At 68.8% G+C, this 16268-nt stretch carries 17 protein-coding genes; 6 read left to right on the plus strand and 11 right to left on the minus strand.

Translation table 11 applies throughout. The features are described 5' to 3' along the window. Positions 1-90: 90 nt before the first annotated feature. Positions 91-459 carry a hypothetical protein gene (locus ACJ4V0_RS14805; protein WP_448300360.1) on the minus strand — a complete coding sequence of 123 codons (369 nt, stop codon included), beginning with the start codon at positions 457-459 and terminating at the stop codon, positions 91-93. Between the two features lie 220 nt (positions 460-679). On the opposite strand from ACJ4V0_RS14805, the gene ettA reads away from it, so the two are divergent. Then, positions 680-2332, plus strand: coding sequence for an energy-dependent translational throttle protein EttA (gene ettA / locus ACJ4V0_RS14810; RefSeq protein WP_448300361.1), 1653 nt, complete (start codon positions 680-682; stop codon positions 2330-2332). Positions 2333-2384: 52 nt separating this feature from the next. Here ettA and prmB read toward each other — a convergent pair whose 3' ends face one another. Next, positions 2385-3302 (minus strand): 50S ribosomal protein L3 N(5)-glutamine methyltransferase, encoded by a 918-nt coding sequence (gene prmB / locus ACJ4V0_RS14815; RefSeq protein WP_448300362.1) that lies wholly within the window; start codon positions 3300-3302, stop codon positions 2385-2387. A gap of 278 nt (positions 3303-3580) precedes the next feature. Between prmB and ACJ4V0_RS14820 the strand changes: the two genes are divergently transcribed. After that, positions 3581-5371, plus strand: a complete 1791-nt coding sequence (locus ACJ4V0_RS14820) for a tetratricopeptide repeat protein (protein ID WP_448300363.1) — start codon at positions 3581-3583, stop codon at positions 5369-5371. Between the two features lie 22 nt (positions 5372-5393). Beyond that, positions 5394-6278 carry a 4-(cytidine 5'-diphospho)-2-C-methyl-D-erythritol kinase gene (locus ACJ4V0_RS14825; protein ID WP_448300364.1) on the plus strand — a complete coding sequence of 295 codons (885 nt, stop codon included), beginning with the start codon at positions 5394-5396 and terminating at the stop codon, positions 6276-6278. 261 nt (positions 6279-6539) lie between these two features. On the opposite strand, the gene queC is transcribed toward ACJ4V0_RS14825, so the two are convergent. Together queC and ACJ4V0_RS14835 are read right to left on the minus strand one after the other, a co-directional pair. Next, positions 6540-7250: a 7-cyano-7-deazaguanine synthase QueC gene (gene queC / locus ACJ4V0_RS14830; protein WP_448300365.1), complete on the minus strand. Its 711-nt coding sequence runs from the start codon at positions 7248-7250 to the stop codon at positions 6540-6542. 10 nt (positions 7251-7260) lie between these two features. Next, on the minus strand, positions 7261-8268 hold the full coding sequence (locus ACJ4V0_RS14835) for a polyprenyl synthetase family protein (protein WP_448300366.1): 1008 nt from the start codon (positions 8266-8268) through the stop codon (positions 7261-7263). A 135-nt stretch (positions 8269-8403) separates the two neighbouring features. On the opposite strand from ACJ4V0_RS14835, the gene ACJ4V0_RS14840 reads away from it, so the two are divergent. The 3 genes from ACJ4V0_RS14840 (at position 8404) to ACJ4V0_RS14850 (ending at position 9898) form a co-directional block, all read left to right on the plus strand. Then, positions 8404-8634, plus strand: a complete 231-nt coding sequence (locus ACJ4V0_RS14840) for a putative signal transducing protein (RefSeq protein ID WP_448300367.1) — start codon at positions 8404-8406, stop codon at positions 8632-8634. A gap of 67 nt (positions 8635-8701) precedes the next feature. Further along, positions 8702-9469, plus strand: a complete 768-nt coding sequence (locus ACJ4V0_RS14845) for a tRNA1(Val) (adenine(37)-N6)-methyltransferase (RefSeq protein ID WP_448300368.1) — start codon at positions 8702-8704, stop codon at positions 9467-9469. A gap of 3 nt (positions 9470-9472) precedes the next feature. Beyond that, positions 9473-9898 (plus strand): Ivy family c-type lysozyme inhibitor, encoded by a 426-nt coding sequence (locus ACJ4V0_RS14850; RefSeq protein ID WP_448300369.1) that lies wholly within the window; start codon positions 9473-9475, stop codon positions 9896-9898. A 9-nt stretch (positions 9899-9907) separates the two neighbouring features. Here the strand turns inward: ACJ4V0_RS14850 and glyS are convergent, their stop codons facing one another. From glyS to ACJ4V0_RS14885, 7 genes are all read right to left on the minus strand, one after another. Beyond that, the gene (gene glyS / locus ACJ4V0_RS14855; protein WP_448300370.1) at positions 9908-12331 is read right to left on the minus strand and encodes a glycine--tRNA ligase subunit beta; all 2424 of its coding nucleotides are present in this window, start codon (positions 12329-12331) and stop codon (positions 9908-9910) included. Between the two features lies 1 nt (position 12332). Next, positions 12333-12809 carry a YqhG/Tai3 family protein gene (locus ACJ4V0_RS14860; RefSeq protein WP_448300371.1) on the minus strand — a complete coding sequence of 159 codons (477 nt, stop codon included), beginning with the start codon at positions 12807-12809 and terminating at the stop codon, positions 12333-12335. Then, entirely contained in the window at positions 12806-13738 is a 933-nt protein-coding gene (locus ACJ4V0_RS14865) for a glycine--tRNA ligase subunit alpha (protein ID WP_448300372.1), read from the minus strand. The genes ACJ4V0_RS14860 and ACJ4V0_RS14865 overlap by 4 nt, the downstream gene beginning before the upstream one ends. A 68-nt stretch (positions 13739-13806) precedes the next feature. After that, positions 13807-13968: a hypothetical protein gene (locus ACJ4V0_RS14870; protein ID WP_448300373.1), complete on the minus strand. Its 162-nt coding sequence runs from the start codon at positions 13966-13968 to the stop codon at positions 13807-13809. Between the two features lie 84 nt (positions 13969-14052). Next, positions 14053-14802 carry a hypothetical protein gene (locus tag ACJ4V0_RS14875; RefSeq protein WP_448300374.1) on the minus strand — a complete coding sequence of 250 codons (750 nt, stop codon included), beginning with the start codon at positions 14800-14802 and terminating at the stop codon, positions 14053-14055. Positions 14803-14964: 162 nt separating this feature from the next. Continuing rightward, positions 14965-15387, minus strand: a complete 423-nt coding sequence (locus ACJ4V0_RS14880) for an OsmC family protein (RefSeq protein ID WP_448300375.1) — start codon at positions 15385-15387, stop codon at positions 14965-14967. 115 nt (positions 15388-15502) lie between these two features. Then, positions 15503-16216 (minus strand): B3/B4 domain-containing protein, encoded by a 714-nt coding sequence (locus ACJ4V0_RS14885; protein ID WP_448300376.1) that lies wholly within the window; start codon positions 16214-16216, stop codon positions 15503-15505. Positions 16217-16268 lie beyond the last annotated feature (52 nt).

Below are 16268 nucleotides of genomic sequence, written 5' to 3' on the forward strand. Positions count from 1 at the left end.
AGGGCGGTGGTCAAGCCGTGGATGCCCGGGACAAGCCCGGGCATGACGGTTGAGGCGGTGCAGTTGGCGACGGAGCCTTCCTCGCGGCCGTCAGCGCTGCGGCACCAGCCGTTCCTTGCCGACGCCTTCCTGGCCCGCGATGGTCCAGGTGCCGTTCAGCGTGCCGTCCTCCTCGATGCGATAGACGACGAGGCCGATGGCGTTGCCGAGGCGATAGGCGGCGGAGAGCACGTTGCCCTGCCGCATGCAGAACCCTTGCGTCGGCGGCGTGTTGGGGATGGCCCAGCGGATGCCGCAGTTGCCGCCGGCGGTGCCGGTGATCTCGGCGACACCGCGATAGCCCGAGCCGTTGGCGTTGTCGCCGATGACCTGGTAGCGGCCGGTGAGCTGCTGCGCGCCGGCGCTGGCGACAGTGGCGGCGAGAAGGGCCGCGGCGGCGGCGAAGCGTAAGATCGTCATGGTCGGATCCCCCTGAGTGCATCGAGGCCCTGCGGCCTTCGCGGGCACATTCCGCGATCATTATCGCGCGACTGTGTCGTAACGTCACCTCGGGAAATTTCCGCGTCTCGGCTTGCGGCGAAGCCCCCGGCCGGCTATCTCGCCGCTATTCCATCGACATCCACTGCGATGCGGCGCTGCGCCTGCCGGCGCGCCCGAGACCACAAGGACGCCGTCCACCATGGCCCGCCAGTTCGCCTATCACATGTCCGGCCTGACCAAGGCTTACCCGAACGGCAAGAAGGTGCTGGAGAACGTCCACCTGTCCTTCTACCCGGACGCCAAGATCGGCGTTCTCGGCGTCAACGGCGCCGGCAAGTCGACGCTGCTGCGCATCATGGCCGGGATGGACACGGAATATACCGGCGAGGCCTGGGCCGCCGAGGGCGTGCGCGTCGGCTACCTGCCGCAGGAGCCGCAGCTCGATACCAGCCTCAATGTCCGCGAGAACGTCATGCTCGGCGTCGCCAAGAAGAAGGCGATCCTCGACCGCTACAACGAACTCGCCATGAACTACTCCGACGAGAGCGCCGACGAGATGGCGAAGCTCCAGGACGAGATCGAGGCGCAGGGCCTGTGGGACCTCGACAGCCAGGTCGACCAGGCCATGGACGCGCTCATCTGCCCGCCGGATGACTGGGCCGTGGACAAGCTCTCGGGCGGCGAGAAGCGCCGCGTGGCGCTCTGCCGTCTGCTGCTCGACCAGCCGGAAGTGCTGCTGCTCGACGAGCCGACCAACCACCTCGACGCCGAGACCACCGCCTGGCTCGAAGGACATCTGCGCAGCTATCCCGGCGCCATCCTGATCGTCACCCACGACCGCTACTTCCTCGACAACGTCACCGGCTGGATTCTCGAGCTCGACCGCGGCAAGGGCATTCCCTACGAGGGAAATTATTCGTCCTGGCTGCAGCAGAAGCAGAAGCGCCTCGTGCAGGAAGGCCGCGAGGAGGAGACGCGCCTCAAGGCGCTGCAGCGCGAGGCCGAGTGGATGGGCTCCTCCCCCAAGGCGCGCCAGGCCAAGAACAAGGCGCGCATCCAGCGCTACGACGATCTGGTCAAGAAGGCCGCCGAGGCCGGCCCGACCACGGCGCAGATCATCATCCCGATCGCCGAGCGCCTCGGCAACAACGTCATCGAGTTCAAGAACCTGTCGAAGGCCTTCGGCGACAAGCTGCTGATCGACGACCTGTCGTTCCGCCTGCCGCCGGGCGGCATCGTCGGCGTCATCGGCCCGAACGGCGCCGGCAAGACGACCCTGTTCCGCATGATCGCCGGCCAGGAACAGCCCGATGCCGGCGAGATCATCATCGCCGACAACGTCAAGCTCGGCTATGTCGACCAGTCGCGCGACACGCTCGCCGATGGCAAGACCGTCTATGAGGAAATCTCCGGCGGCAACGAGATCCTCTATCTCGGTAAGCGCGAGATCAACGCGCGCGCCTATTGCGGCGCCTTCAACTTCAAGGGCGGCGACCAGCAGAAGAAGGTCGGGCAGCTCTCCGGCGGCGAGCGCAACCGCGTGCATCTCGCCAAGATCCTGCAGCGCGGCGCCAACGTGCTCATGCTCGACGAGCCGACCAACGACCTCGACGTCGATACGCTGCGCGCGCTCGAGGAGGCGCTGGAGGATTATGCCGGCTGCGCCGTCATCATCAGCCATGACCGCATGTTCCTCGACCGCATCGCGACCCACATCCTCGCCTTCGAGGGCGACAGCCACGTCGAGTGGTTCGAGGGCAACTTCCAGGACTACGAGGAGGACAAGAAGCGCCGCCTCGGCACGGATTCGACCATTCCGAAGCGCATCCAGTACAAGAAGTTCGCGCGGTAGGGGCACACGGGGCGAACCCCGTACGCAAGCGATCAGGCGGGAGGAGAAGCCCTCACTCCTCCACCAGATCCGCGGCGGCGAGCCAGAACACCTCGCCCTCGCTCTCCTCCGAATCGAGCCAGAGGAAGGGCAGGTCGTACTCTTCTTCCAGGATGTCGCGTCCGGTGCCGATCTCGCAGAGGAGTCCGCCCTCGGTGGTGAGATGATCGCCCGCTTCGGCGAGGATGCGGCGGACGATGTCGAGCCCGTCCGCCCCGCCGAGATGGGCCATGACCGGCTCGGCCCGGTATTCGGCCGGGAAGGCGTCGACCTCGGCCTGAGCCACATAGGGCGGGTTGGCGACAATGAGGTCGTAGCGGCGGCCGGCGACGGGCTTGAACAGGTCGCCGGCGAGAAGGCGAACGCGGTCGGCCATGTCGTGGTCGGCGACGTTCAGCTTCGCCACCTCCAGCGCCTCCTTCGACAGGTCGACCGCATCGACGGCGGCGTTCGGATAGGCCATGGCGGCGAGGATGGCGAGGCAGCCGGAGCCGGTGCAGAGGTCCAGCACGTGCGAGACCTCGAACGGATCGGGAATGGGGCCGGAGCCCCCCTGCGCCAGCGCGCCGGTCATCATCATCTCGCCCAGATAGGAGCGCGGTACGATGACGCGTTCGTCGACGCGGAAGGCGATGCCCTGAATATAGGCCTTGCCGACGAGATAGGGGGCCGGCTTGCGGGTGGCGATGCGCGCCTCGATGAGCCCGAGCAGCCGCTCGCGCTCGGGTCGCGTCAGGCGCGCCTCCAGCCAAGGGGCGAGTTCGTCGATCGGCAGCGACAGGCCTTCCAGCATCAGGAAGGCCGCCTCGTCCAGCGCCGTGGTTGTCCCGTGGCCGTAGGTGAGCCTGGCCTGGGCGAAGCGCGAGACGGCGTAGCGGACGAAATCGCGCAGCGTCAGCAGTTCGTCGACGGGGGAAGGCGGCTGGGCCATGGGGTGCGTCATCCGTAAAAGGCGAGGCGGGCGGCCCCCGGCCGTGCTAGCGGCTCACCGGGGACGGTTCAAGCCCGGGCGGTCAAGGGCCATGCCGCAATGCCGAAAAGTTGCGCCGGAGCGCGTCCGGCCTGCCTTGGCATTGCCCAAGTCCGGGGCGATGGTCGCCTTGCGGATCAACGGGTTCGCAGGCATTGTGCCGCCATGTTCGCCGGCCCGGAAGGCGCGGATCGCGCCGCGGTGCCGATTTTCCCTCACGGGATGACGAGAGAGCGATTGTGACCTTCAGGACCTCGTTTCGCGCGCTTGCGCTTGCCGTCGGCCTCGCCGCCGGCTTCGTTCCGGTCGCTCAGGCGCAGGGGCGCGCCGTCACCTTCGAGCCGCTCGGCGCGACGCCGGCCTACCGCGATGCGCTGCGCGTGTCGGTCTATGGCAACGTTCTGGCCGCGCGGCTGGCTTCAAACGTGCGTGATACCGCGGCGGCCTCGGTCTTCTGGCGCGCCGCCCTGCGCCAGGACCCGCGCAACAACGAGATCCTCGAGCGCGCCTTCGTCACCACCCTCGCCGACGGCAATGTCGACGAGGCCGTGCCGCTCGCCGAGCGCCTGATCCAGATCGACCGCGGTCACCGACTGGCGCGCCTGGCGCTCGCCATGCGCGCGCTGAAGAGCCGCCAGTTCCAGATGGCGCGGACGCATCTGACCGCCGCGCCGCGGGCCAATGCCGACCTCACCTCCGCACTGCTCATCGCCTGGACCCATCTTGGCTCCGGCGACCCGCAGGCCGGCATCGCCGCCCTCGACCGGCTGACCGGCGCCGACTGGTACAATCTGTTCAAGAATTTCCATGCCGGCCTCATCCTCGATGCCGCCGGCCGCCGCGCCGATGCCGGCAAGCGGCTCGAAGAGGCCTATAAGCAGGATCCGACCATCCTCAGGATCGTCGACGCCTATGGCCGCTGGGCCTCCCGCGCCAAGTCCGCGGCCGATGCGCAGCAGATCTTCGCCGCCTATGACAAGGTCATCCCGAACCACCCGATCATCGCCGCGGCCCAGCAGCGCCTGAACGAGCCGGGCGCCAGCCTGCCGGTGCTGGTGCGCACCTCGCAGGGCGGCGCGGCGGAGGTGCTCTACGGGCTCGGCTCCGCCCTGTCGCGGCAGGGCGGCGAGGACCTGGCGATGATCTATCTCCAGCTCGCCCGCTGGCTCGACCCCCAGCTCGACATGGCGGTGCTGTCGCTCGCCGACCTCTACGAGTACATGAAGCTGCCGCGCCGGGCGATCACCGTCTTCGAGGCCATGCCGGAGAGTTCGCCGCTCTACCGCAACGCCCAGATCCAGCGCGCCCTGAACCTCGAGCAGATCGACAAGACCGACGAGGCCCGCAAGGCCCTCGGCGATCTCATCGCCAAGAACCCCCAGGACCTCGAGGCCCTGCAGGCGCTCGGCAACATCCAGCGCTCCCGCAAATTGTTTGCGGAAGCCGCCGAGACTTATTCGAAGGCGCTCGCCCTCGTCCGCGATCCCGGTCCCCAGCACTGGATCTACTTCTACTTCCGCGGCATCGCCTATGAGCGCACCAAGCAGTGGCCGAAGGCGGAAGCGGACCTGAAGAAGGCGCTCGAACTGATCCCCGAGAACAATGCGCGGGGCCGGGCGCAGGTGCTGAACTATCTCGGCTATTCCTGGGTCGACCAGGGCATCAACCTCGAGGAAGGCCTTGCCCATGTCCGCAAGGCGGTCGAGCTGACGCCCGAGGACGGCTACATCGTCGACAGCCTCGGCTGGGCCTATTTCCGCATGGGCCGCTTCGAGGAAGCCGTGGTGGAGCTGGAGCGGGCCATCGAGCTCAAGCCCGAGGACCCGGTGATCAACGATCACCTGGGCGATGCCTACTGGCGCGCCGGCCGGCAGCTGGAAGCCCGCTTCCAGTGGAACCATGCCCGCGACCTGAAGCCGGAGCCGGACGACCTGCCGCGCATCCTCGACAAGATCGCCAACGGCCTGACCGACAACCCGGTGCAGACCACCCGCAACACCGGCGAGCCGCCGGCTCCGAAGCCCAACTGACGCTGGTGCCGGCCCTCTCGTGATGCCTGCTCACGTCGCGCGGGCCCCCGCCAAGGTCAACCTGACGCTCGCCGTCCGCGGACGGCGGGACGACGGCTATCATGACCTCGAGAGCCTCGTCGTCTTCGCCGCCGCTGGCGACGAGGTCCGCTTCGCGCCGGGCGGGGAGGGCTATCGCCTCGACGTCCGGGGTGCGACCGCGACCGCGGCCGGGCCGGTGGCCGATAATCTCATCCTCAAGGCTGCGCGCCTGCTGGCGGCACGGGTTCCGGGGCTGCCCGGAGGCACCTTCACGCTGGTGAAGCGCCTGCCTGTCGCGGCCGGGCTCGGCGGCGGGTCGTCGGATGCCGCTGCGGCGCTACGTCTTCTCGGCCATGCAGGCGGCCTTGCCCCGGACGATCCGCGGCTGATGGAGGCCGCGCGCCTGACGGGGTCCGACGTGCCCGTCTGCCTCGCGCCGCAGAGCCGCTTCATGCGCGGCACGGGCCATGACCTCGGCGCGCCGCTCAAGCTGCCGCGTCTTCCCGCCCTGCTGGTCAATCCGGGTGTGGCGGTGACGACCCCGGAGGTCTTCCGCAGGCTCGGCCTCAAGGCCGGCGCGGGCATCGGCGGCGATCCGGCCGCGGTCATCGAGGCCATGGGCCCGCCGCGCCGGGACGATCTCGTCGCGCTGCTCGCGACCTCCCGCAACGATCTGGAGGCTCCCGCGCTTGCGCTCGCGCCGGTCATCGGCGCGGTCTTGGCCGAACTCAGGGCCGAGCCAGCCTGCCGCCTTGCGCGCATGTCGGGTTCAGGCGCGACGGTGTTCGGCCTGTTCGACACATGCCGCGCCGCAGCCGCGGCGGGGAAGAGGCTCGCCGGCCGCCATCCGGACTGGTGGGTGAAGCCGACCATGCTGGGGGCCTGACGAGGCGCCCTGCATCCGGCAACTGCGTCCTTCGAGGCTCGCCTCCGGACGATGCTGGCGCATCGCCGGGGGCTCGCACCTCAGGATGAGGAGGTTGGTGATTGGCACTCCGGTATTGCGGGAGCCGCAACCTCGGCGCTTCATCCGACCCTGATGCGGGCCTCCCAATTCCCTCTTCCTGAGGTGCGAGCCTGAAAGGCGAGCCTCGAAGGACGCACTTCCGTCGTGCAACTCGCCTCGAGGGCACCAGAACGCCGGCGCTCACCCCTCCCGGTAGCGCCGCCAGCCTGCCGCCCGGAGTTCGCAGGCCGGGCAGGCGCCGCAGCCGAAGCCCCAGTCGTGGTCGTGCGTGCGGTCGCCGAGATAGCAGGAGTGCGAGTCCCGCCGGATCAGCTCCACCAGCGGCGCGCCGCCGAGCCGTTCCGCCATCGCCCAGGTCTCGGCCTTGTCGATGAACATGAGCGGCGTGTGCAGCACGAAGCGGCGGTCCATGCCGAGGTTCAGCGCCACCTGCAGCGCCTTGATCGTGTCGTCGCGGCAGTCGGGATAGCCGGAATAGTCGGTCTCGCACATGCCGGCGACGATGTGCCTGAGGCCGCGGCGATAGGCCAACGCCGCGGCGAAGGTGAGGAAGACCAGGTTGCGGCCCGGCACGAAGGTGTTGGGCAGGCCTTCCGCGGTCATGGCGATGGCGACATCGCGCGTCAGCGCCGTGTCAGACACCTCGCCGAGAACGCCGAGGTCGAGCGTGTGGTCCGGCCCGAGGCGGGTGGCCCAATTGGCGTTCTGCGCGGCGAGCCCGCTGCGGATGGTCTCCCGGCAGGCCAGCTCGACGGCATGGCGCTGGCCGTAATCGAAGCCGAGCGTCTCCACCTGCGGGAAGCGGTCGAGCGCCCAGGCGAGGCAGGTGGCCGAATCCTGGCCGCCCGAGAACAGGACGAGCGCGCCGTCACCGGCTGTCGACGGCTCCATGACCGGTTCCTCAGTGGGCGCGGGCGATGCAGAAATCGACCGCCTGGACGAGGGCGTCCTTCAGGGCGCAGTCGGGGAACAGGCCGAGGGCGTCCTTGGCCATGTCGCCATAGTGGCGGGCGCGCTCGATGGTGTCTGCCAGCGCACCGTGGCGGGCCATGAGGCCGATGGCGGTCTCGAGGTCGCCCTCGGCGATGGCGCCGTCGACCAGCACCTTCTTCCAGAAGGCGCGCTCGGCCTCGGTGCCGCGCCGGAAGGCCAGCACCACCGGCAGGGTGATCTTGCCCTCGCGGAAGTCGTCGCCGGTATTCTTGCCGAGCTTCTGCGCCTTGCCGCCGTAGTCGAGGGCGTCGTCGACGAGCTGGAAGGCGATGCCGAGATTCATGCCGTAGGCGCGGGCGGCGGCCTGTTCGGCCTTCGGGCGGTCGGCGATGACCGGGCCGACCTCGCAGGCCGCGGCGAAGAGCTCGGCCGTCTTGCCGCGGATGACCGCGAGGTACTCGTCCTCGGTGGTCGCGGTGTTCTTGGCGGCGGCGAGCTGCATCACCTCGCCCTCGGCGATGACGGCGGCGGCCGTGGACAGGATGTCGAGGGCGCGCAGCGAGCCGACCTCCACCATCATCTTGAAGGCCTGTCCGAGCAGGAAGTCGCCGACCAGCACGGACGCCTCGTTGCCCCAGACCATGCGGGCGGCCGGCTTGCCGCGGCGCATGTCGCTCTCGTCGACGACGTCGTCATGCAGCAGCGTCGCCGTGTGCATGAACTCCACCGCCGCGGCGAGCTTCACGTGGCCCTCGCCCTGGTAGCCGGAGAGGGCGGCGGTCGACAGGGTGAGCATGGGGCGCAGGCGCTTGCCGCCGGAGGAGATGAGATGGTTCGCCACCTCCGGGATCATCGTGACTTCCGAGCCGGTGCGCGACAGGATCATGGCGTTGACCCGTTCCATGTCGGACCGGGTGGCATTGACCAGGGCCTCGATCGAAGCGCGATCCTTCTCGAAAGGGACGACGACTGCCACGCCATGCTCCACTGCCGCTCCGCCGGATGCGGCGGAAAGTCGGGGCGACCATAAGGGCATGGCGTGGTCTTCTCAAGCAGAGCCGGATTCGCGAAAGGTCGCAGCCGGCGTCATCCGACGACCAGAGGAGATGTCGTGGACGAGATCATCCGCACCCACGATCCCGTGCTGGTCAGCGCCGTCGAGGCGCTGCTGGAGGGGGAGGGCGTCACCGTATTCGTTGCCGACCGGCACGTCTCCGCCATCGAGGCGCGGATCGCCGCCTTTCCGCTGCGCGTGCTGGTGCCCTCCGACGAGGCGGATCGCGCCCGCCGGCTGATTCGCGAGGCCGGCTGGGGCGCCGATCTCCGCGCGACTGATCCATGACAAACGCGCCTTCCGGAACGGAACTTGCGGGTTTCGCTCGTCACCCGAACCATGCAACAAGTTGCATATGACCGTTCTCGCTCCTCCCTCTCTCGACGTGACCGCCGACACCGTCCTCGGCGGACGGGTGCATCTGGCCCAGCCGCGCATCGGCCACCGGGCCGGCCACGACGCCGTGCTGCTGGCCGCCGCCGTGCCGGCCGCGGCAGGCGACCGGGTGCTCGATCTCGGCTCGGGCGTCGGCACGGCGGCCTTCTGCCTCGCGGCGCGCGTGCCGGTCGGCTATCTCACCCTCGTCGAGATCGATCCGGAACTTGCCGCGCTCGCCGAGCAAAACGCCGCGGCCAACGGCCTCGGCAACCGCACCCGCGTCCTCGTCATGGATGCGCTGACGCGCGGGGCGCCGCGCGAAAAGGCGGGCCTCATCGTCGGCGCCATCGACCGGGTGATGACCAATCCGCCGTTCCACGACGCGCCGCGCCATCGCGGCTCTCCGGGCGCGGCCCGGCGCCTCGCCCATTCCGGCGGCGACGACATGCTCGCCGGCTTCCTGCGCACAGCGGTGGCGGTGCTGCGTCCGGGCGGCACGGTGACGCTGATCCATCGCGCCGACCGGCCCGAGGCGCTGATCGCCGCCATGAAGGGCCGCTTCGGCGGCATCACCCTGCGCCCCATCCATCCGAAGCCCGGCGCACCCGCCGTGCGGCTCATCGCCACCGGCACCAAGGGCTCGCGCGCGCCGACCGCCATCCTGCCCGGCCTCGTGCTGCAGGACGTCGAGGGAAGGCCGACCCCGGAGGCGGAGGCGGTGCTGCGCGAGGGGCAGGGGCTGTAGCGGATGAAATGGCGCGCGCTGCTGATTGCCGTCGTGGCCCTGGCCGTCATTCTGCCGAACCGGCCGGCTCGGGTCTTCGCCCAGCCGGCGCAGCCCTATCTCCATGACATACTGCGACGGCCGGTGTTCAAGGAAAGCTGGGACCGGCTCTTCCGCCGCAACCGCAACATCGACCGGTGGGTGCATGTGTTCAGCGGAGGCGGTCCGGGTGTTGCCGGCCCCGCCGAGCCGGTGACGGCAGGGGGCCGGTCCTATCTGTCGACCGATGTCTGCAAGCCGCATGACTGTGCTGACAATCAGCTCTTCGTTCTCTTCACGGTAGATGGCACGCAAGCCTGGGCGGCGTTGCGCCACAAGGATTTCGTCCAGTGGCTCGGAAATCCCGGCCCGGCCGAGCGCGGCCTGCTGGAGCGACGCCTCGCCCGCTGATCGAGGGCTTCAGCCCTCGATCTTCGAGAAGTCGGCCACCGTGGCGGTGGCGGCGCGCAACTCATTGAGAATCTTCAGCCGGTTCTCGCGCAGCGCGGGGTCCTCGGCATTGACCGTCACCTTGTCGAAGAAGGCGTCGACCGCAGGCCGCAGCTCGGCGAGGGCCATCATCGCGCCGGCATAGTCCTCACGCGCCACGTGGTCGCGGGCGTGGGCGCTGGCCGACTGCAGCAGGGCGAAGAGCGCCCGCTCCTCCGGTTCGCCCCTGTCGTGGACGAGGGCGGCGTCGGGTGCGCCGTCAAAGGCGCGGCCGTCCTTCTTCTCCTCGATGCGCAGGATGTTCATGGCGCGCTTGGTGCCGGCGAGGAGGTTCCTGCCATCCTCGGTGCCGAGCAGGGCGGCGAGCGCCTCGACGCGACGGACGACGAGCAGCAGGTCGTCATTGCCCTCGCCGGAGGCCAGCACGGCATCGACGAGGTCGTGGCGCTGGCCCTGGTCGCGGAGCAGGACCTTCAGGCGGTCGTGGAAGAAGGAGAGGAGGTCGGCGGGCAAACCTTGAGCGATTGGAGCGATCTCGATCTCGTCAAACTTCTCTTGCAGCTCGCCTTCCCGGTCGGGGACACCCCATGCCAACTGCTTCTTATCCCCATACCGGAAATTAATCTCGATAGTGAGCCCGGAATCGAAAAGGCCATTATTGATTGCGCTTTCGACGACCCATGCATATGGATTGTCTTGAATAAAAGGGAAATTGAACGGGACGATTTTGGTCTCCCCATCAATAATCCGAGGATGCTTTATTGCAATTTCTCGCTCTTCAGTGCCGACAATGCGTTTGACTTCGATCTTTTTCAGTTCAATCTGTGCCTCGCGTATTAGCGCAGTTAGCGGCAGCATCACTCGATTTGCTTCCGCCAACCTGATCACGCCAAGCGCCGCGCGCCTCAGCGCGAACGGGTCCTTCGACCCTGTCGGCTTCTCGTCGATCGCCCAGAAGCCCACCAGCGTGTCCAGCTTGTCGGCCAGCGCCACGGCCACGGCCACCCTGTCGGTCGGCACGCGGTCGCTCGGCCCCTGCGGCTTGTAGTGGTCCTCGATGGCCGCCGCGACGCTTTCATGCTCGCCCTGGAGCAGCGCGTATTTCCGGCCCATCAGGCCCTGCACCTCCGGAAACTCGCCGACGACCTCGGTCATCAGGTCGGCTTTCGCCAGTTCCGCCGCGCGCTCGGCGAGGTCCGGGTCGGCTGACACCAGCGGCGCGATGTGGCGGGCGAGGGCCTTGATCCGCTCGACCCGCTCGCCTTGCGTGCCGAGCTTCTCGTGGAAGACGACGTTGAGGGCGCGCAGCTTCGCCATGCGCTGGTCGAGCGGCTTGTCCGCCGCCGTCTCGAAATCCGGCAGCGGCTTCTGGTCGGTCTCCCAGAAATAGAGCGCGTCCGACAGGCGGGCGCGTATGACGCGCTCGTTGCCGGCGACGATGGCCTTGCCGCCGTCGCTCGCCTCGAGGTTCGCGGTGAGCACGAAGCGGTTGGCGAGGCGCCCGGTCTTCGGGTCGCGGACCACGAAGCACTTCTGGTTGGCGCGGATGGTGGCGCGGATCACCTCGTCGGGGATGGCGAGAAAGGCCTCCTCGAAGGAGCCCATCAGCACGACCGGCCATTCGACGAGCCCGGCCACCTCGTTCGCCAGGCCCTCGTCCTCCACCAGCTCGAACCCTCGAGCGAAGCAGAGGTTACGGGCGTCCGCGAGGATGCGGCGCTTGCGCTCCTCGGGGTCGGCGACGACGAAGGCTTTTTCCAGGCTCGTCAGGTAGTCGTCCATGCGCCTGACGCGGAAGGTCGCCGGCGCCATGAAGCGGTGGCCGCGCGTGGTGTCGCCGGAGACGATGCCATCGACGGCGAAAGGGATGACCTCGGGGTCCTCGGTCTCGGGACCGAAGGTGCAGAGGATCGACTGCAGCGGGCGCACCCAGCGCAGCGACGCCGTCGAGACGGAAGCTTCGCCCCAGCGCATCGACTTCGGCCAGGGGAAGGCGCGGATGATCTCCGGCACGATCTCGGCGATGACCTCCGGCGTCGGGCGTCCCGGCCGGTTGATCACTGCGATGTAGCTGTCGCCCTTCTTCGGGTCCGACTGGATGGTGGCCTCGTCGATGGAGGCAAGGCCGGCGCTCTTCAGGAAGCCCTGGATGGCGGCCTCCGGCGCGCCGACGCGCGGGCCCTTGCGCTCTTCCCTGACGTCGGGCGAGGCGGCGGGCAGACCATGCACGGACAAGGCGATGCGGCGCGGCGTGACGACGGTGCGGGCGCCCTCGTAGAGGCAGCCCTTCGCCACGAGGGCGTCGGTCACTGCCTTCTTCAGATGGGCGGCGGCGTCCGCCTGCATGCGGGCGGGGATCTCTTCGGAGAGCAGTTCGAGGAGAAGGTCGGGCATGTCACTCACGCATCTGGAAGAGCTGCGACAGCACCCAGGCGATGTCGCCGCTCGCCCCGGAGACGTCGTCGATGAGCCAGCGGCCGTTCACCAGCGCGAGGTCGTAGGTGATGTCCTGCGTCTCCGGCTGGTCGGCGAAGATCTTCAGCGTGACCGTCACCTTCGCCTTGCTCTCGCCGCGCGAGACGAGCCGATAGCGGTTGCGGGACTGGTAGTTGTCGTCATGGTCCTGGCAGCCGCAGGCGAAGGCGAAGTCGAGGCCGGGCATCGGCCCCTCGGCAGTGGCGCCGCGGCGCTTCTGCGCTTCGTAGAGACGGCGCAGGCGCGGCGACATGAAGGGCTCCACCGGGGCGCGTTCCGGCTTGGCGTAGAAGGCGCGCAGTGCCGCGACCGGGTCGGGGCCGGGCGCCTGCTGGGCCATGGCGGGCGCTGCGGCGAGGATCAGCGCGGCGGCAAGGGTGCGACGGGTGAGGGTCATGCGGCAGCGCCTCCGGCCTCGGTCTTCAGCCAGGCCGCGCCGCAGGCTTTCGCCAGCTCGCGCACCCGCAGGATGTAGCTCTGCCGCTCGGTGACGGAGATGACGCCGCGGGCATCGAGCAGGTTGAAGGCGTGGCCGGCTTTCAGGCACTGGTCATAGGCCGGCTGGACCATCAGGTGGCGCTCGCCGCTCTCGCCCTTGCCGAGGAGCGACCGGCACTCGGCCTCGGCCTCGGCGAAGCGGCGGAACAGCGCGGCGGTGTCGGCGTGCTCGAAATTGTAGCGGGAATATTCCTGTTCGGCCTGCAGGAAGACCTCGCGGTAGGTGACCTTTTCTGCGCCCTCGCGGCCGTTGAAGTTGAGCTCCATGATGCTCTCGACGTTCTGCAGGTAGCAGGCGAGGCGCTCGAGCCCGTAGGTCAGTTCGCCCGAGACGGGCGCGCATTCGATGCCGGCGACCTGCTGGAAGTAGGTGAACTGGCTCACCTCCATGCCGTCGCACCAGCATTCCCAGCCGAGGCCCCAGGCGCCGAGCGTCGGGTTCTCCCAATCGTCCTCGACGAAGCGGATGTCATGGACCCTGTGGTCGAGGCCGATGGCGTCCAGCGAACCGAGATAGAGCTCCTGCAGGTTCGGTGGATTGGGCTTCAGGATGACCTGAAACTGGTAATAGTGCTGCAGCCGGTTGGGATTTTCGCCATAGCGGCCGTCCTTCGGGCGGCGCGAGGGCTGGACATAGGCGGCCTTCCACGGCTTCGGGCCGAGCGAGCGCAGCATGGTGCCGGGATGCGACGTGCCGGCTCCGACCTCCATGTCGTAGGGCTGAAGAATGACGCAGCCCTTGTCGGCCCAGAAGCCCTGCAACGCCAGGATCAGGCCCTGGAACGAGCGGTCGGGCCGCATGTGCGGAGGAAGATCGGAGAGGGACATTGCGGAACGGCCTGTCGCGACGAGCGGTGCCGACCCTTAATGACCGGGTGCGAGGGGGTCAACCGCCGTCAGAACGGCCGGTACTCGCCTGTCACCGGGTCACGGCGCAGGCGCCTGACCGGGGCCTCGGCGCGCACGGGCCTGAGGGCCGGCGCGAACTGCCTGCGCACGAAGACGTAGGTAGCGATCATGACGGCCGCGACCGCGGCTCCCATCAGGACTGGCGGCATGAGTCTCTCCCGCGGCCTCAATGATGCAATGCACTATGTCACGCCGCGATTCCGGCGAAAAGGGGGCAGTTCGCAAAGAGCCCCTCAGCCGCAGGCCGGCCGGCCCGGCGTGATGCCCTCGAACAGTCCGCGCGCCTGCGGCGAGGCGTCGATGCCGAAGTCGGCCGGGCCGAGGGCGCCCTTCTCGGCGAGAATGAGCACCGCGCGCCGCACGGCGCCCGCCTCGGGCTTGCGCCAGAAGGCCGTATCGGCCGCCGCCCGCGGGTCGATGGGCGTGCGCGGCGCCATGAAGCCGCCGATGAAGAGGTTGATGTTGGCCGCCGCCTGATAGCGCAGGTGGCTGTCGCAAGGCGTGTAGGCGAGGGGGCCGAGAGCCGTCGCGAGCCGCGCGCCATGGTCGAAGACCGCCTGGCTCGACCGGCGCGGACCGATGGGGGGCGGGATAAGGCCGGGGCCGTCGATCTCAACATAGCCGTCGCGCTTGCGGATCACCACGGGCCCGACCGGCGAATAGACCTGCGCCAGCGAGGCCGTGCCGACGATCGGCAGGCCTATGGCGCCGCCGCCGACCTCGCGCACGCCGGGGACGACCGAGGCCTGCCGCGGGCTGCTGTCCACCGTCGCGGGGCGTGCGACAGGCGTCTGACCGCGCCACAGCCACGGGACCGATGGCAGCGAGAGGTTCGTCGGGGCGAAGCTGTAGCCGGCGAAGCCGATCGCCATCGCGCCGACGACCAGAACGAGGGTCGACACGCCGCCCCGCGCCGGGGCTTCGGCCGCCTCGTCGCTCCGGCCGCGGTTCTTGCGGAAATTCACTGCCACGTCGTTGGCCATGGACCCTCTCTCGGGCAAGCGCATGTCCAACCAGCATGACGCAGAGTCATGAGGACGGATTTAACGCCAGCCCGGCCTTTGACGAAAAAGCGCCCCGGGAGGGTAACCGGGGCGCAACCTTTGCGAGGCGAGCGGGTGTTGCGGCGTGAACGGGAGGACCCGTCAGGCCAGCGACCAGTCGAGCGTGATCTCGGCGTTCAGGAGCTTCGAGATCGGGCAGCCTTCCTTGGCGCCCTTGGCGATCTCGCCGAACTTCTCCTTGTCGATGCCCGGCACGTCTGCGGCAAGTGTGAGGGCGGACTTCGTCACCTTGAAGCCGGCGCCGTCCTTGTCGAGGGTCACCACAGCCTCGGTCTTGAGTTCGTTCGGGGTCAGGTTCTCGCGCTGCAGGGCGAAGGCCAGCGCCATGGTGAAGCAGCCGGCATGGGCGGCGGCGATCAGCTCTTCCGGATTGGTGCCCTTCTCGTTCTCGAAGCGGGTGGTGAAGGCATAGGCGGCGCCGTCGAGCACGCCGGACTGGGTGGTGAGCGTGCCTTTGCCGTCGCGGCCGGTGCCACGCCAGACGGCGCTTGCGGAACGATTCATGGTGTCCTCCTTCGGGGGGATGGGCTCGGCGGGCGATGGATGCCCATCGGCCGCGTCCCATCATATGGGGTGACCGCGGGCTGCTGCGACCCCGTCCGATGGTTGCCCGTCCCGATCAAACCAGTGTGACGGAGGGATTGTTCCGGTCGGCGATGCCCAGGACGATCCGTCCGCCGCAAAAGCGGCCGATCAGGTCCCGCGCATCGGCCACAGCGGCGTCGAGATCGCCCCAGCCATTGCTCTGGATGGTGAGGATCGCGCGAGAGGTTGCGGGCGTGATGATGGAACGGGCGTCCTGCCGCCAGTTCCAGCGGCGGCACAGCACGTGGCTGGCGCCGGCATAGACCACCTCGCCCTCCTTCGGCGGGTCGTTGGGGTCTTCGCCCGCCTCCGCCGCCATGTCGATGAAGGTGTCTGAGGTCCTGGCGAAGCGGAAGGCGAAGGGGCCTGCGGCCCTGTCGAGGTCGTCGGCGCCGATGCAGGTGACGGCGGAAAGCGAGACGGCGTTGTAGGCGTCGACGAAGCCGTTGATGGCGGGCAGGGGCCGTTCGGCGAGGGCGTTCTTCATCAGACGCTCGACCGAGCAGCGGTAGCTGGTCTTTTTGATGCCGAAGCCCTTGTAGGCGGCGCGCCAGGCGGCGATGCCCGGAATCTCGGAGAGTTCGTTGCCACCCCACGCCGCGCGGGCCGCCGCCTCCCGTTCCGCGATGATGGCGGCGAGGGCGGCGGGCCGCTCGACCGGGACAGTGATGTCCTCGCAGACGAGCACCGCGACCCGGAAGTCCGGAAAGCGTTCGGTGAGTTCGGCAATGGTCAGCTCGACAGTCATGCGGCAGGCCTCCGGCGACAGCGGTAGCCGGGAGGGTGCGGCGCGGCAACCG

The sequence above is a fragment of the Phreatobacter aquiterrae genome (assembly GCF_053471285.1).

Coding starts and splice junctions, on each gene's coding strand:
- glyS (WP_448300370.1), bottom strand. CDS start 12,331: ATGCCCGACCTTCTCCTCGAACTGCTCTCCGAAGAGATCCCCGCCCGC.
- queC (WP_448300365.1), bottom strand. CDS start 7,250: ATGGAGCCGTCGACAGCCGGTGACGGCGCGCTCGTCCTGTTCTCGGGC.
- ACJ4V0_RS14805 (WP_448300360.1), bottom strand. CDS start 459: ATGACGATCTTACGCTTCGCCGCCGCCGCGGCCCTTCTCGCCGCCACT.
- ACJ4V0_RS14875 (WP_448300374.1), bottom strand. CDS start 14,802: ATGGCCAACGACGTGGCAGTGAATTTCCGCAAGAACCGCGGCCGGAGC.
- ettA (WP_448300361.1), top strand. CDS start 680: ATGGCCCGCCAGTTCGCCTATCACATGTCCGGCCTGACCAAGGCTTAC.
- ACJ4V0_RS14870 (WP_448300373.1), bottom strand. CDS start 13,968: ATGCCGCCAGTCCTGATGGGAGCCGCGGTCGCGGCCGTCATGATCGCT.
- ACJ4V0_RS14880 (WP_448300375.1), bottom strand. CDS start 15,387: ATGAATCGTTCCGCAAGCGCCGTCTGGCGTGGCACCGGCCGCGACGGC.
- ACJ4V0_RS14885 (WP_448300376.1), bottom strand. CDS start 16,216: ATGACTGTCGAGCTGACCATTGCCGAACTCACCGAACGCTTTCCGGAC.
- prmB (WP_448300362.1), bottom strand. CDS start 3,302: ATGGCCCAGCCGCCTTCCCCCGTCGACGAACTGCTGACGCTGCGCGAT.
- ACJ4V0_RS14865 (WP_448300372.1), bottom strand. CDS start 13,738: ATGTCCCTCTCCGATCTTCCTCCGCACATGCGGCCCGACCGCTCGTTC.
- ACJ4V0_RS14845 (WP_448300368.1), top strand. CDS start 8,702: ATGACCGTTCTCGCTCCTCCCTCTCTCGACGTGACCGCCGACACCGTC.
- ACJ4V0_RS14825 (WP_448300364.1), top strand. CDS start 5,394: ATGCCTGCTCACGTCGCGCGGGCCCCCGCCAAGGTCAACCTGACGCTC.
- ACJ4V0_RS14860 (WP_448300371.1), bottom strand. CDS start 12,809: ATGACCCTCACCCGTCGCACCCTTGCCGCCGCGCTGATCCTCGCCGCA.
- ACJ4V0_RS14850 (WP_448300369.1), top strand. CDS start 9,473: ATGAAATGGCGCGCGCTGCTGATTGCCGTCGTGGCCCTGGCCGTCATT.